At 74.4% G+C, this 14084-nt stretch carries 13 protein-coding genes and 1 riboswitch; of the genes, 7 read left to right on the forward strand and 6 right to left on the reverse strand.

The window, feature by feature from the left end; translation table 11 throughout:
* Window positions 1-41 precede the first annotated feature (41 nt).
* Window positions 42-1310 (reverse strand): aminotransferase class V-fold PLP-dependent enzyme, encoded by a 1269-nt coding sequence (locus M2302_RS23615; protein WP_280840022.1) that lies wholly within the window; start codon window positions 1308-1310, stop codon window positions 42-44.
* 49 nt (window positions 1311-1359) lie between these two features.
* Window positions 1360-1481: riboswitch (SAM riboswitch) on the reverse strand.
* Window positions 1482-1504: 23 nt separating this feature from the next.
* Between M2302_RS23615 and M2302_RS23620 the strand changes: the two genes are divergently transcribed.
* Window positions 1505-2980 carry a PrsW family intramembrane metalloprotease gene (locus M2302_RS23620; protein WP_280840023.1) on the forward strand — a complete coding sequence of 492 codons (1476 nt, stop codon included), beginning with the start codon at window positions 1505-1507 and terminating at the stop codon, window positions 2978-2980.
* A 41-nt stretch (window positions 2981-3021) separates the two neighbouring features.
* Here the strand turns inward: M2302_RS23620 and M2302_RS23625 are convergent, their stop codons facing one another.
* Together M2302_RS23625 and M2302_RS23630 are read right to left on the reverse strand one after the other, a co-directional pair.
* Window positions 3022-3177: a hypothetical protein gene (locus M2302_RS23625; RefSeq protein WP_179800955.1), complete on the reverse strand. Its 156-nt coding sequence runs from the start codon at window positions 3175-3177 to the stop codon at window positions 3022-3024.
* Window positions 3178-3306: 129 nt separating this feature from the next.
* Complete coding sequence (locus M2302_RS23630) at window positions 3307-3654, reverse strand: co-chaperone GroES (protein ID WP_280840024.1); 348 nt, start codon at window positions 3652-3654, stop codon at window positions 3307-3309.
* A 108-nt stretch (window positions 3655-3762) separates the two neighbouring features.
* On the opposite strand from M2302_RS23630, the gene M2302_RS23635 reads away from it, so the two are divergent.
* Complete coding sequence (locus M2302_RS23635) at window positions 3763-5112, forward strand: AI-2E family transporter (protein ID WP_348529443.1); 1350 nt, start codon at window positions 3763-3765, stop codon at window positions 5110-5112.
* A 67-nt stretch (window positions 5113-5179) separates the two neighbouring features.
* On the opposite strand, the gene M2302_RS23640 is transcribed toward M2302_RS23635, so the two are convergent.
* Entirely contained in the window at window positions 5180-7351 is a 2172-nt protein-coding gene (locus M2302_RS23640) for an ATP-dependent DNA helicase (RefSeq protein WP_280840026.1), read from the reverse strand.
* A 120-nt stretch (window positions 7352-7471) separates the two neighbouring features.
* On the opposite strand from M2302_RS23640, the gene M2302_RS23645 reads away from it, so the two are divergent.
* A complete protein-coding gene (locus M2302_RS23645; protein ID WP_238450621.1) occupies window positions 7472-7978 on the forward strand; it encodes a DUF402 domain-containing protein in 507 nt (168 codons plus the stop codon).
* A 7-nt stretch (window positions 7979-7985) separates the two neighbouring features.
* On the opposite strand, the gene sigJ is transcribed toward M2302_RS23645, so the two are convergent.
* Window positions 7986-8939: an RNA polymerase sigma factor SigJ gene (gene sigJ / locus M2302_RS23650; protein WP_348529442.1), complete on the reverse strand. Its 954-nt coding sequence runs from the start codon at window positions 8937-8939 to the stop codon at window positions 7986-7988.
* Window positions 8940-9206: 267 nt separating this feature from the next.
* On the opposite strand from sigJ, the gene M2302_RS23655 reads away from it, so the two are divergent.
* The 3 genes from M2302_RS23655 to M2302_RS23665 all read left to right on the forward strand — a co-directional run bounded on the left by M2302_RS23655 (window position 9207) and on the right by M2302_RS23665 (window position 11956).
* On the forward strand, window positions 9207-10190 hold the full coding sequence (locus M2302_RS23655) for a PPK2 family polyphosphate kinase (RefSeq protein ID WP_280840028.1): 984 nt from the start codon (window positions 9207-9209) through the stop codon (window positions 10188-10190).
* Window positions 10191-10320: 130 nt separating this feature from the next.
* Window positions 10321-10947, forward strand: coding sequence for a DUF47 family protein (locus M2302_RS23660; protein WP_280840029.1), 627 nt, complete (start codon window positions 10321-10323; stop codon window positions 10945-10947).
* A gap of 4 nt (window positions 10948-10951) precedes the next feature.
* Entirely contained in the window at window positions 10952-11956 is a 1005-nt protein-coding gene (locus tag M2302_RS23665; protein WP_280840030.1) for an inorganic phosphate transporter, read from the forward strand.
* 51 nt (window positions 11957-12007) lie between these two features.
* Here M2302_RS23665 and M2302_RS23670 read toward each other — a convergent pair whose 3' ends face one another.
* The gene (locus M2302_RS23670; protein ID WP_280840031.1) at window positions 12008-12976 is read right to left on the reverse strand and encodes a Gfo/Idh/MocA family oxidoreductase; all 969 of its coding nucleotides are present in this window, start codon (window positions 12974-12976) and stop codon (window positions 12008-12010) included.
* A 120-nt stretch (window positions 12977-13096) separates the two neighbouring features.
* On the opposite strand from M2302_RS23670, the gene M2302_RS23675 reads away from it, so the two are divergent.
* Window positions 13097-13930: an NUDIX domain-containing protein gene (locus tag M2302_RS23675; RefSeq protein WP_280840032.1), complete on the forward strand. Its 834-nt coding sequence runs from the start codon at window positions 13097-13099 to the stop codon at window positions 13928-13930.
* Window positions 13931-14084: the final 154 nt, after the last annotated feature.

Below are 14084 nucleotides of genomic sequence, written 5' to 3' on the forward strand. Positions count from 1 at the left end.
CCCGCCTGAGCGCCGGCGGGTCAGCTCCCGCGCGCTTGGGCTCAGTGCAGGGCGGCCAGCGCGGCCAGCAGCCGGTCCACGTCCGCCACGGTGCTGCCCAGCCCGAGGCTGGCCCGCAGCGCGGTCGGCGGCAGGTCGTCCCGCCCGGCGCGCGCCGCCGCCTCGGCGAGCAGCCGCCGGGCCAGCGGGTGCGCGCAGAACAGGCCGTCGCGCACCCCGATGTCGTGCTCCCCGGCCAGGTACGCGGCCACCTCGGCGGAGTCCCGGCCGGCCAGCACGAACGACACGATGCCCACCCGGGGCGCCTCGGGGGAGAAGGTGCGCAGCTCGACGGCGTCCGGCAGCGCGGCGAGCCCGTCGCGCAGGCGGTCCACCAGCCGCTGCTCGTGGGCGTGCAGCGCCGCCCGGTCCGCCCCGGCCAGCGCCGCGCAGACGGCGGCCAGGGCGACCGCGCCGAGCAGGTTGGGCGTACCGCCCTCGTGCCGGGCCGGGCCGGTCGTCCAGCGCACCTCGTGGGTGGCCGCGCCGACGTGGCTGGTGGCGCCGCCCCCGGCCAGGTACGGCGGGGCGGCGTCCAGCCAGTCCGCCCGGCCGAGCAGGATCCCCGCGCCGAACGGGGCGTACAGCTTGTGCCCGGAGACGGCCAGGTAGTCCACGTCCAGCGCGGCGACGTCCACCGGCGCGTGCGGGGCGAGCTGGGCGGCGTCCACCACGATCCGGGCGGCGTGCCGGCGGGCCACCCGGGCCAGCTCGGCCACCGGCCAGCGTTCGCCGGTCACGTTGCTCGCCCCGGTCACCGCGACCAGCACCGGCAGCCCGGACGTGGCGCCCCGGCGCAGCTCGGCCAGGGCGGCGTCCAGCGCCCGGACCGCCCCGGCGGGACTCTCCGGCACCGGCAGGCGGACCGAGCCGCGCGGCCAGGGCAGCAGGTTGGCGTGGTGCTCCCCGGCGAAGGTGACCACCGTGGTGCCCGGGGGCAGCGCCCTGGCCAGCAGGTTGAGCGCGTCGGTGGTGTTGCGGGTGAACACCACGTGGTCGTCGGGCCGGGCGCCGAAGAAGTCGCCGACCGTCTGCCGGGCCCGCTCGTAGGCCAGGGTGCAGCGCCGCGACAGCGCCCCGGCGCCGCGGTGCACGCTGGCGTACCAGGGCAGGAGCTCGGCCACCGCGTCGGCCGCGGCCCGTGCGCAGGGTGCGCTGGCGGCGTGGTCCAGGTTGATCTGCCCGGGTACGCCGAGCACGCCGAGCGGATCCGGCCCGGTCGACGCCGGCGTGACGGTGGCCGGGGCGGGCGGTACGAGGGTGAGGGTCATGGTGGGCCTCCGGGGTCCAGGGACCCCGGGTGTGGGCACACCGGGACGGGGTCCGCGCTTGCCCAGCACACGGATCGGGCCGGGCCCGGTCATCACCCGGGGCACCCCACCGCGAACCTCGACGAGGGTTGCCGGCCAGCAAGCCGGGGCTTGACGCTGGCGCTCGTGACCTGACCGCAGCATAACCACCACCGATGCGCCCGGACCAGTGGACCGGAGATGACTACGCTGACCGCATGGCCGACACCCCGCCCGGCTCGCCCGCGCCGCCGCCGCTCGCGCCCGCCCTCCCGCCGCCGTCGGGTGGAGCCCTGCCCCGGATGCCGCTGCGCCGGCTCGGCTGGCGACGGGTCCTGGCGCTGGCCGGGGTGGTGCTGCTGATCGCGGCCTGCGCGGTCTACATGCTCTTCGTGCTCGGCTCCAACCTCGGGCTGGAGGCACTGCTCATCGGCCTGGTGGCGGCGATCCTGCCGGTGCCGGTGCTGGTCGCCTGCTTCCTCTGGCTCGACCGGTACGAGCCGGAGCCGCTGAAGTACCTGATCTTCTGCTTCGCCTGGGGCGCGTTCGTCTCCACCGCCGCCTCGCTGACGGTCAACGAGACCGCGGCCGGGCTGTTCAAGGACTGGGGGCTGCCGCAGGCGCTCACCGGCGTGCTGGTGGCGCCGTTCATCGAGGAGCTGACCAAGGCGCTCGGCCCGATCCTGCTGCTGGTCTTCCGGCGGCGGGAGTGGTCCGGCATCACCGACGGCCTGGTCTACTGCGGGCTCTCGGCGGTCGGCTTCGCCATGGTGGAGAACATCCTCTACCTGGGCGGCTACGGGTACGCCACGGGCGCCGACCAGTGGGGCCCGGCCACCGGCTTCCGGCAGGTGTTCGCCATCTTCATCACCCGGATCCTGCTCTTCGGCTTCGCCCACCCGCTGTTCACCGCGATGACCGGGGTCGGGCTGGGCATCGCCGCCCGGACGGCGGACCGCCGGGTGCGGTTCCTCGCGCCGGCCGCCGGCCTGCTGCTGGCGATGATGCTGCACGGCACCTGGAACCTGATCCCGACGCTGGTGCAGGCCACCGGCGAGCTGGTGATCTTCATGTACGGCATGGTCGCGCTGATGGTGCCGATCTTCTTCGGCATGGTCGGCTTCGCGGTCTGGCTGCGGGCCTGGGAGGGGCGGCTCACCGAGCGGACGCTGCCGGACTACGTCCGGGCCGGCTGGCTCAGCCCGCCGGAGGTGGCGGCCCTGGGCAGCCTCGGCCGGCGGCACGCCGCCCGGGTCTGGGCCCGCCGGGTCGGCGGCGACGCCGGACTGCGGGCGATGCGTGGCTACCAGTTCGCGGCCACCCGGCTGGCGCTGCTGCGCGACGGGATGCGCCGGGGGCTGGACCGCAAGGCGGCCGACCGCGAGCGCACCGTCCGGGAGGAGCGGGAACTGCTGGAGGCGATCGCGGCGTACCGGGCGTTCTTCGTCGGGCGTGACCCGCAGGCGCCGGTCGGGGTCTGGGACGGGCAGCGCTACCACCTGCGCTTCCCGGACGGGTCGCGGCGGGCGGTGGACGCCCCGGACTCCCCGGTGGTGCCGATCCCGGTGGTGCTGGCCCCGCCGCCGCTCCCGGCCGGCCACCCCTGGTACGGCCCGTCCCCGGCCGCGCCGTGGGGGCCCAGGCAGCCCTGACCCGCGCCAGGCGTCGCCGGTGCGGAGGCGGCGCACGGTGGTCAGGTCATCAGGCTGGTCATGAAGTCACCGAGGCCCTGGAAGATCGCCATCAGGCCCGCGCCGATTCCCTTGAACATCTGCGCCGCCCCGTCCGGCCGAAACGCCATGAAGAAGATCAGGAACGCGATGAAGCCCCAGAACAAAAGCTTCCTCACTAATTCCGGCATCGTCCCTCCCCAGGGCCCCTGATTGGGGCCTGGCTTCCCCTCGACAGGAAGCCCAAACGGCGCGGCCAGTGGTCGAGGTGAAACGACGGCACGCCGGTGCCGTCGACCGGTGATCGGCTACAGGTAGAGGCCGGTGTTGCCGGTGGACTCGACCTCCACCCGCTCGGCGGCGACGGCGTGCACGTCGCGCTCGCGCAGCAGGACGTACCCCCGGCCGTGCAGCTCGACCTCGGAGCGTTCGTCGGGGTCGAAGAGCACCCGGTCACCGGAGACGATCGCGCGGACGTTGGGCCCCACCCCCACCGCGGTCGCCCAGGCCAGCCGCTTGCCCACGGCGGCGGTGGCCGGGATCACGATGCCGGCGGTGGAGCGGCGCTCACCCTCGCTGCCCTCCACCCGCACCAGCACGCGGTCGTGCAGCAGACGGATCGGCAGGCCGGAGTCGAGGTTCTGATCGGCGGTCACGCGAAGACGCTACCGCGTGCCCGGGGGCGCTCGTCGCCGCGGTTGAGCGGTGCTGGGCGGGGGCAATGTGTGGCGGAACTGCCCTACGGTGTCGCTGTCGGACGTACCCTGTCCGGACCGTCGTCCTGGGCGGCCCGGTTTCATCCTGAGGAGGTGCGCTTGAGCCGCTTCGAGCAGGTACGCGGTCGGCTCCGCCGCGCGTACGAGTCCGGGCGGGAGTCGGTGCGCTCCGGTCGTTCCACCGCCGCCGACGTACCCGAGGAGGCCCGGGTCGCCTCGCCGGCGTCCCCCGGGCCGGCCGCGCCGAGGTCGGCGACGGTGGTCGGCGCGGAGCCGCCCGCCGCGATGCACAACTCGACCAGCAGCCGCGACGACGCGGACGTGCCGCACGCGCTGCGGATCGCCGCCGCCTGGTCGTGGCGGCTGATCGTTATCGGCGTGGTCACCTGGGCGGTGCTGAAGATCGTCGGCACGATCAGCATCGTGATCATCCCGCTGGCGGTGGCGCTGCTGCTCTCGGCGCTGCTCGCGCCGGCCGTCGGCTGGCTGCTCAGGGCGCGCTTCCCCCGGTCGCTGGCGACGGCCGTGGTGCTGGTCGGCGGCCTGGCGGCGGTGGTCGGCACGCTGACCCTGGTGGTGAACGAGTTCATCCAGGGCGTGCCGCAGCTGAGCGACAAGTCGTCGCAGGGCGTACGGCAGATCCAGAACTGGCTCAAGACCGGCCCGCTGCACCTCTCCGACGGCCAGTTGGAGCGCTACATCGACGAGGCGCAGGCCTGGGTGAACGGCAACACCGAGAAGTTCACCAGCGGCGCCCTCGCCACCGCGAGCACCCTGGCCGAGGTGCTGACCGGCACCGTCCTGGTGCTCTTCGCCACCTTCTTCTTCCTGCGTGACGGCAACAACATCTGGCGGTTCCTGGTCCGGCTGCTGCCGGTGGCCGCCCGTTGGAAGGTCGACGACGCCGGCCGGGCCTCCTGGGCGACGCTCGGCGCGTACGTGCGGGCCACGGTGCTGGTCGCTTTCATCGACGCGGTCGGCATCGGCATCTTCCTGGTCATCTTCGACGTGCCGTTCGCGTTCCCGCTGGCCGCGCTGGTCTTCCTGGGCGCGTTCATCCCGATCGTCGGCGCCGCGCTCTCCGGTGTCGTGGCGGTGCTGGTGGCGCTGGTCGACAGCGGCCCGGTGACCGCGTTGATCATTCTGGGTGCGGTGATCGGGGTGCAGCAGGTCGAGGGCCACGTCCTCCAGCCGCTGATCATGGGCCGGGCGGTGGCCATCCACCCGCTCGCGGTGATCATCGGGATCGCGGCCGGCGTGGTGCTGGCCGGCATCACCGGCGCGCTGGTGGCGGTGCCGCTGATCGCGGTGCTCAACACCGCCGTCCGCCGGTTGGCCGCGCGTACCGTCCCGGACACCCCGCCGGACGCGGTGGTGGTCGCCTCCCAGGCGCCCTGACCGCGCAGACCCGCACCCGGGCCCGTCCCTTCCCGGGGCGGGCCCGTCGCGTCGCGGGCAGCGGAGGTCAGGCCTTGGCGAGGCGTTCGAGGGCGCCGCGGGCCACGTCGGGGCGGGTGGTGTACCAGAACGGGGGAAGCGAGCGGCGCAGGAACGGCCCGTAGCCGCGCGCCGTCTCCAGCCGCGAGTCCAGCACCGCGACCACACCCCGGTCGCCGGTGGCCCGGATCAGCCGGCCCACCCCCTGGGCCAGCCGGACGGCCGCGATCGGCACGCTGACCGCCGCGAAACCGGAGCCGCCGCCGGCGTCCACCGCCGCCGCCCGGGCGGCGGCCAGCGGCTCGTCCGGGCGCGGGAAGGGCAGCCGGTCGATCACCACGAGCTGGCACGCGTCGCCGGGGACGTCCACCCCCTGCCAGAGCGACATCACCCCGAACAGGCAGCTCGACCGCTCCTGCCGGAACCGGCGGACCAGCAGCGGCAGCGCCTCCTCGCCCTGGAGCAGCACCGGCAGGTCCGTCCGCGCCCGCAGCAGCTCCGCGGCCTGCTGCGCCGCCCGCCGGGAGGAGAAGAGCCCGAGGGTACGGCCACCGAGCGCGTTGACCAGCCCCAGTAGCTCCTCGCCCGCAGCCTCGGGCAGCCCCGACACGCTCGGGCGGGGCAGGTGCGCGGCGACGTAGAGGATGCCCTGCCGGGCGTAGTCGAACGGGGAGCCGACGTCCAGCGACCGCCAGCCCGGGCCCTCGGTGGCGGGCACGGTGCCGGTCGCGGCCCGGCTGCCCGCGGCGACCGCCACCCCGCCGGCCTCCGATCCGGTGCCCGGCGTGACGCCCGGCCGGCCGGCGGCGGCGGTCACGGCCATCGCGGCGGCGGCCGGCGACGGCGGGGCGGGCGGGGGAGCGTCCAGCCCCAACGCCCGGGCCACCGTGTCGAAGCGCCCGCCCAGCGCCAGCGTGGCCGAGGTGGCGACCACGGTGCGCTCGTCGTACAGGTGGGTGGCGAGGGTGCCGGCGACCGACAGCGGCGCGACCACCAGCGCCCGGCGGCTGCCGTTCTCCGGCTTCTCCACCCAGGCCACGTCGTGGTCGGCCTCCTCCAGCAGCCGCTGGGCGGTGGTGGAGAGCTCGTCCAGCACCGCCTTGGCCTGCTGCTTGCGCACCGGGTCCGGGTCGTCGGCCTTGATGTCGCCGATCGCGTCCAGCGCGGCCCGGGTCGCCGCGTCGAGCAGCGTGCACGCCTCGCGCAGCGGGGCCGGCAGCCCGGCGGTGATCCGCCCGGCCGGCGCCTCCGCCAGCCCGACGGCGAGCGCGTCGCCGGCCTCGGTCAGCCGCTCGGCGACGTCCGGTCGCAGCAGCGGCCGGGCCCGTCGGGCGGACCGGTCGACCAGCTCCGGGACCAGTTCGGCCTGGGCGGCCGAGGAGACCCGGTCGGCCAGCTCGTGCGCCTCGTCGACGATGAGCAGCTTGTGCGGCGGCACGATGTGCCGGCCGGCGATCATGTCGACGGCGAGCAGGCTGTGGTTGGTGACCACGATGTCGGCCTCCCGCGCCCGGGCCCGGGACGCCTCGGCGAAGCACTCCTGGCCGAACGGGCAGCGGGACGCGCCGACGCACTCCCGCGCTGGCATGGAGACCAGCCGCCAGGCCTGGTCGTCGACGCCCGGGTCCAGCTCGTCCCGGTCACCGGTGGCCGTCTCGTCGGCCCAGTCGCGCAGCCGCTGGACCTGCTTGCCCAGCCGCCCGGCCTCGCCGAGCCACCTGGTGCCGCCCCCGGGCCGCGCCGCCGGGGCGTCGAAGAGGGTGTCCTCCGGCTCCTCCTCGGTGGAGTTGTCCAGCCGGGCCAGGCAGAGGTAGTGGTGCCGGCCCTTGAGCACCGCGAAGGTGGGCCGCCGGCCGAGCAGCGGCTCCACCGCGTCGGCCAGCCGGGGCAGGTCGTGGTCGACCAGCTGGGACTGCAACGCCAGGGTGGCCGTGGAGACCACCACCGGGCCGTCGACGGTCAGCGCGGGGGCGAGGTAGGCCAGGGACTTGCCGGTGCCGGTGCCCGCCTGCACCAGCAGGTGCTCGCCGGAGCCGATGCTGTGCTCGATCGCCTCGGTCATCTGCTGCTGGCCGGGGCGGGCCGCGCCACCGGGCACCGCGCCGACCGCGGCGGCCAGCAGCTCGCCGCCGCTGGGCCGGGCGCCCCGACGCCGGCCGCGGGGGGTGGCGGAACCGGTGGCGGTGCGCGGCGGAGTCACCGTGCGACGGTACCCGCCGACGCCGACACCGGGCGCGCCACCCGGCCGCGTGGGATACCCGATCGTGACCGGTTACTTCCGCGCAGCGACCGTTGGGCGGAATCGGTTAGGGTGCGACTCATGCCGAGCGACGTGGTCCGTGTGATCTACCGCAAGTACGACGGCAGCGCCCACCGTGACTACCCGGCCCGCCGGCTCACCGAGGACGACCTGGGGGTCTGGCTGGGTGTGCCGGCCGGCACCGAGTCGGTCTACCACGGCCGGCCCTCGGTGGAGCAGATCCCCTTCGTGCTCCTGGTGCCGCACCACGCCTGGTGGACGGGCATGTTCAACCCGCCGCCGCGGACCAGCGAGGTCTACTGCGACATCACCACCCCGGCCCGCTGGGAGGGCGACGACACCGTGCACCTGTTCGACCTGGACCTGGACGTGGTGCGCCGGCGTGCCACCGGGGCGGTCGAGCTGCGCGACGAGGACGAGTTCGCCGAGCACCGGGAGCGGTTCGGCTACCCCGACGACCTGGTGGCCGAGGCGGAGGCGGCGTCGCGCTGGCTGCTCGGCGCGCTGGGCGACGGCACCGAGCCGTTCGCCACGTCGTACCGGAAGTGGCTGGCGCTGGTGCTCTGAGCCGGGCTCACCAGCGCTGCGGCCAGTCGTCCCCGGCGCCGATCTCCGCCACCCGGGTCAGCTTGTCCGGATTGAGCTGGTTGAAGATTCCGGTGATCCGCCCGCCGTCCACGGCGAACGCGCTGACCAGGCGCTGCATCCGCCCGTCGGGCCGGGTGGTCTCGATCTGCAACCCGAGCGCCCCGTCCACCAGCACGGGCCGGGCGCGCACCCGGTGGCCGAAGCGGTCGGCCCGGCTGAAGAAGCCGAGGGTGAACCGGGCGACCTTGTCGGCCCCGGCGATCGGGTTGCGGGCGGCCGGGGCATGCCCGCCGCCGTCGCCGATCAGCACCACGTCCGGCGCCAGCACCCGCATCAGCCCCGCCAGGTCGCCGGACTCCGTGGCGGCCACGAAGGCGGACACCACCCGCCGCTGCTCGGCCGGGTCGGCGGTGTGCCGGGGCGCGTCCGGGGCGTTGACCGCGCGGCGGGCCCGGGAGGCGAGCTGCCGGGCCGCCTCCGGGCTGGTGCCGAGCGCCTCGGCGACCTGACCGAACGGCACCGCGAAGACATCGTGCAGCACGAAGGCCACCCGCTGCTCGGGGGTGAGCCGTTCCAGCACCACCAGCAGGGCGGTGCCGAGCTGGTCGCGGCGGACGACCCGCTCGGCCGGGTCGGGGGCGAAGCCGTCCGGCTCCGGGGCCGCATTCAGCGGGGTCACCCGCGGCTCGGGCAGCCACTGCCCCGGGTACGTCTCCCGGCGTACCCGGGCGGAGCGGAGCAGGTCGAGGCAGATCCGGGCGCAGGTGGTGGTGAGCCAGCCGCCCAGGTGCCGCACCTCGGCGCGGGCGGCCGGGTCGCCGAGGGCAGTGGCGTAGCGCAGCCAGGTCTCCTGCACGGCGTCCTCGGCCTCGCTCCGGCTGCCCAGCATCCGGTACGCCACCGCCATCAGTCGCCCGCGCTCGGCCTCGAACTCGCTCACCGCGTCCACCGTCACAGTCCCCTCCCCACCCGACGGCATTCTCCCCGCCCACCGGACGCCCCACCGCCCCAAAACGTGACACCCACTCCCGCCAGCTCCGTCCGACAACGCGCACTTTCCGAGAAAGCGGGGCCGCGGAGGGCCGCGAGGCCACTCCTTCTCCGAACGTACGCGGATCTTGAGCGGGCCCGGCGGGGCGGTGCGGCGGAGGGGAGGGGCGGTGGTGCTCGGGAGGCGGCGGGGGGTTTGGTGGGTGATGATCGCGGGATGAGCGCAGTCGATGGATCGGACATCGTGGCACCCGAGGGCGGAACGATGCGGGACCTGCTCCGGGTCTCACCGGGGGCGGTCGACCCGCGTACGGTCGATCCCCGCTCGACCGCGGGGCTGCCGGCGGCGGCCGGCGGCGGCCGGGCGCGCAAGGCCTGGGCCCGTGAGCAGGTCGAACTGCTCGGCGCGGAGCTGGGCGAACAGCAGGAGATGCTCTTCGCCACCGCGAAGGCCGCCGGCGAGCCGGACGCGCCCGCGTCGGCGCCCACCATGGGCGGCGCGGAGCTGGCCCCGGGCCGGCCGGGTCGGGTGCTGCTGGTGCTCCAGGCGATGGACTGCGGCGGCAAGGACGGCACGGTCAAGCGGGTCGCGGGCGCGATGAACCCGCTGGGCCTGCACATCCGCTCCTTCGGCCCGCCCACCGACGAGGAGCTGCGGCACGACTTCCTCTGGCGGATCCGGCGCGCGCTGCCCCCGCCCGGGTACGTGGGTGTGTTCAACCGCTCACACTACGAGGACGTGCTGGTGGCCCGGGTGGCGGAGCTGGTCCCGGAGGCCACCTGGCGGGCCCGGTACGACGAGATCAACGCCTTCGAGCATGAGCTGGTCGACGCCGGGGTGACCCTGGTCAAGGTGATGCTGCACATCTCCCGCGAGGAGCAGGGCGAGCGGCTGCTGGAGCGGCTGACCGACCCGCGCAAGCACTGGAAGTACAACCCGTCGGACCTCGATTCCCGGGCCCGCTGGGACGACTACCAGGCCGCGTACGCCGAGGCGCTCCAGCGGTGCGGCACAGAGGCCGCGCCCTGGTTCGTGGTGCCGGCGGACCGCAAGTGGTACCGGGACTGGGCGGTGGCCCACCTGCTGCGGGAGACGTTCGCCGGTCTGCATCTGGGGTATCCGCCTGCCGGTTTCGACGTCGAGCGCGAGCGGGAGCGGTTGCGGGCCGACGATGAAGGGATGAAGGTGAACGGCGGGTGAACGAGCGGTGAATCGGGCCTGACCAGGGGTGGGCCGGGGAATGCCCGGTTTTCCCATGTCCTTAGCATGCCCAGAGCAGGCGCCCCGGCGGCGTCGGCCACCCTTCCACCGACACGACGAGGTCCGTGCTGTGAAGTTTTCCTTCCGTCCCACCGAGGGCGCCTTCTACGAGCTCTTCACCAGGGCCGCGCAGAACCTGGTGAAGGGCACCGAACTGCTGAACGAGCTGGCCCTGCCCGGAGTCGAGGTGCAGTCGGTGAGCGAGCGGCTGACCGAGGTCGAGCACGACAGCGACCAGATCACCCACGAGCTGTACAAGAAGATCAACTCGACCTTCATCACCCCCTTCGACCGGGAGGACATCTACCGTCTGGGCTCGCTGCTCGACGACGTGATGGACCACCTCGAGGCCGTCGGCAACCTGCTCTACCTGTACGGCCTCACCAAGCTCCCCTCGCTGCCCCGCGAGATGCACGAGATGGTCAACGTCCTCGACCAGCAGGCCAAGCTGACCGCTGACGCGATGCCCAGGCTGAAGTCGATGAAGGACCTCGAGGACTACTGGATCGAGTGCAACCGGCTTGAGAACACCGGTGACCAGGTGTACCGGATGCTGCTGGTCCGCCTCTTCTCCGGCGAGTACGACGCGCTCACCGTGCTGAAGATGAAGGAGGTCGCCGACGAGCTGGAGGCCGCCTGCGACGCCTTCGAGCACGTGGCCAACACCGTCGAGACCATCGCGGTCAAGGAGTCCTGATCCTGTGAGTCCCGAACTCATCGCCGTGCTGGCGGTGATCGTGGTGGCCCTGGCGTTCGACTACACCAACGGCTTCCACGACGCCGCCAACGCGATCGCGACCAGCGTCTCCACCCGGGCGCTGACACCCCGGATCGCCCTGCTCCTGGCCGCGGTCGGCAACTTCGTCGGCGCGCACTTCGGCGCCGGGGTGGCCAAGACCGTCGGCGACGGCCTGGTCACCCTGCCCACCGGCGTGGCCAGCCTGGGGGTGGTCTTCGCCGGGGTGCTCGGCGCCATCGCGTGGAACCTGATCACCTGGTACTTCGGTCTGCCCTCGTCCTCCTCGCACGCCCTCTTCGGCGGCCTGGTCGGGGCGACCCTGCTCGCCACCGGCGGCGTGGTGCAGTGGGCGAACATCGGTCAGAAGGTCATCGTCCCGATGATCCTGTCGCCGATCGTCGGCCTCACCCTCGGCTACCTGCTGATGCTGGCCATCCTCTGGCTGTTCCGGAAGGGGCAGCCGGGCAAGCTCAACCGGGGCTTCCGCTGGGCGCAGACCGCCTCCGCGGCGGCCATGTCGATCGGCCACGGCATGCAGGACGCCGCCAAGACCATGGGCATCGTGGTGCTGGCCCTCTACACCGGTGGTTTCCAGGACGACAAGACGCACATCCCCGGCTGGGTGTTCTGGACCTCGGCGACCATGCTGGCGCTGGGCACCTACGCGGGCGGCTGGCGGATCATCCGCACCCTCGGCCGCAAGATCATCGACCTGGGCCCGCCGGAGGGCTTCGCCGCCGAGACGGTGGCCAGCATGGTGCTCTACTTCAACGCCCTGGTGCTGAAGGCCCCGATCTCCACCACCCACACGATCACCTCGGCGATCATGGGTGTGGGTGCCACCAAGCGGCTCTCCGCGGTGCGCTGGAACGTCGCCGGCAACATCGTGCTCGCCTGGATCATCACGTTCCCGGCGGCCGCGCTGATCGCCTGCCTGACCTACCTGGTGGTCCGGCCGTTGTTCTGATCCCGGCCGCACCGCCCGTCGAGGGGCTCCCCGCCACCGGCAGGGGGCCCCTCACGCGTAGTGCACGCCGATCCGCTCCCGGATGCCGTCCAGCAGCCCCATCACCTCACACGTGGCGGAGTGCGGCACCAGCGGGCTCTCGGTCAGCCCCGCCGCCAGGCAGCGCTGCACCTCGGCGGCCTCGTGCTGGTAGCCGCCACCGGTGAGGTCGGCGGGGATGATCTCCGGCTCGGCGCCGGCCCGGTGCAGCACCGCCGACCCCGGCCGGTAGAACGGCTCGGGCAGGTCGATCCGGCCGGTGGTGCCGGTGATCGAGGCGGTGATCGCGGTCGCGCCGACCATGCCGCAGCCGAGCGTGGCGACCGCGCCCGAGTCGTACCCGAGGACGATGCCGGTGTTCTCGTCCACGCCCTCCCGGCCGAGCTTCGCCCAGGCGTGCACGTGCTGCGGCACGCCGAGCAGCAGGTGGGCCAGGCTCACCGGGTAGACGCCGAGGTCGAGCAGGGCGCCGCCGCCGAGGGTGCGGGCCCGCATCCGGTGCTCGGGCGGGAACGGCCCGGCCGCGCCGAAGTCGGCCCGGACGCTGGTCACCTCGCCGATCGCCCCGTCGGCGATCAGCTCGACCACCCGCAGGACGAGCGGGTTCGTCCGCATCCACATGGCCTCCATCAGGAAGACCCCACGGGCGCGGGCGGACTCGACCAGCTCGGTGCTGCTCGGCAGGTCGAGGGTGAACGGCTTCTCCACCAGCACCGCCCGGCCGGCGTCCAGGCAGACCCGGGTCGCCTCGTGGTGGGCGGCGTGCGGGGTGGCCACGTAGATCACGTCGAGGTCCGGGTCGGCGGCCAGCTCGGCCCACGAGGCGTACGCCCGGGGGATGCCGTGCCGGGCGGCGAACAGCTCGGCGCTCTCGGCGGTCCGCGAGCCGACCGCGACCAGTTCGGCCCCCGGCACCAGGCGCAGGTCCTCGGCGAAGCGGCCGGCGATGTACCCGGTGGCCAGGATTCCCCAACGTGTCATGCCGGCAGGTTAACGAAGATCGACGACCGGCCGGTCGGGCGATCCACAGCTCGGGAAATGGGGCCGGTGTGAAGGTCCTCGGCCGGCCAGGGGCTTTGACACAGGCCCTAGGCTCGCGGGATGACGATCGACAGTGACGGCTTCGCCGCCCCGGCCGCCCTGGTCGAGCACGCCCGCCGGTTCCGCGCCGAGGGTGGCACCCCGGCGGTGCCGCGGGTCGCGGCCACCGTGCTGCTGCTGCGCCCGGCCGGCGACGACTTCGAGGTGTACGTCATCCGCCGGGTCGCCGCGATGGCCTTCGGCGGCATGTACGCCTTCCCTGGCGGCGGGGTGGACCGCTCCGACTCCCAGGCGCACCTGGACTGGGCCGGCCCGGAGCCGGCGGAGTGGGCCGGCCGGCTGGGGGTGGCCCCGGCGGCTGCCCAGGCGGTGGTCTGCGCCGCCGCGCGGGAGGTCTTCGAGGAGGCCGGCGTGCTGCTGGCCGGCCCGGACGCCTCGACCGTGGTCGGCGACGTCAGCGGCGACGAGTGGGAGGCCGCCCGGCAGGACCTGGAGGCCCGCCGGGTGGGCTTTGCCGACCTGCTCGCCGGGCGGCGGCTGACCCTCCGGTCGGACCTGCTGCTGCCGTGGAGCCGGTGGATCACCCCGGAGTTCGAGCCGCGCCGCTTCGACACGTACTTCTTCGTGGCGCTGCTGCCCGAGGGGCAGCGGACCCGGGACGTCTCCGGCGAGGCCGACCACACCATGTGGATCCGCCCGGCGGACGCCCTGGCCCGGGCCGAGGCCGGCGAGCTGACCATGCTGCCGCCGACGCTGGTCACCCTGGCCCAGATGGTCGCCGCCGGCGACCTGGCCGGCGTGGCGCGGGCGGCGGCCGACCGGGACGCCGCCACCCCGGTCACCCCGCGTCTGGACCTGCCCGAGGACGGCGAGCCCCGCTTCGTGCTGGGCTGACCCGCCGCCCGCCGCCCGCCGCCCGCCGCCCGCCCGCCGCCCGCCGCCGCCCGCCGTTTGCGGCGGCGGGACCTGGTGGCGCACGGCGCGCACCTGGCCCGCTGGCGGGGCACCCCGTACGGGATGCGGAGCGCCCTGGAGCTGGCCACCGGGG

This window comes from Micromonospora sp. A200 (assembly GCF_029893845.1).
In the GTDB taxonomy this organism is placed as follows: domain Bacteria; phylum Actinomycetota; class Actinomycetes; order Mycobacteriales; family Micromonosporaceae; genus Micromonospora; species Micromonospora purpureochromogenes.

Coding starts and splice junctions, on each gene's coding strand:
- M2302_RS23645 (WP_238450621.1), top strand. CDS start 7,472: ATGCCGAGCGACGTGGTCCGTGTGATCTACCGCAAGTACGACGGCAGC.
- M2302_RS23670 (WP_280840031.1), bottom strand. CDS start 12,976: ATGACACGTTGGGGAATCCTGGCCACCGGGTACATCGCCGGCCGCTTC.
- M2302_RS23675 (WP_280840032.1), top strand. CDS start 13,097: ATGACGATCGACAGTGACGGCTTCGCCGCCCCGGCCGCCCTGGTCGAG.
- M2302_RS23620 (WP_280840023.1), top strand. CDS start 1,505: ATGCGCCCGGACCAGTGGACCGGAGATGACTACGCTGACCGCATGGCC.
- M2302_RS23655 (WP_280840028.1), top strand. CDS start 9,207: ATGAGCGCAGTCGATGGATCGGACATCGTGGCACCCGAGGGCGGAACG.
- M2302_RS23615 (WP_280840022.1), bottom strand. CDS start 1,310: ATGACCCTCACCCTCGTACCGCCCGCCCCGGCCACCGTCACGCCGGCG.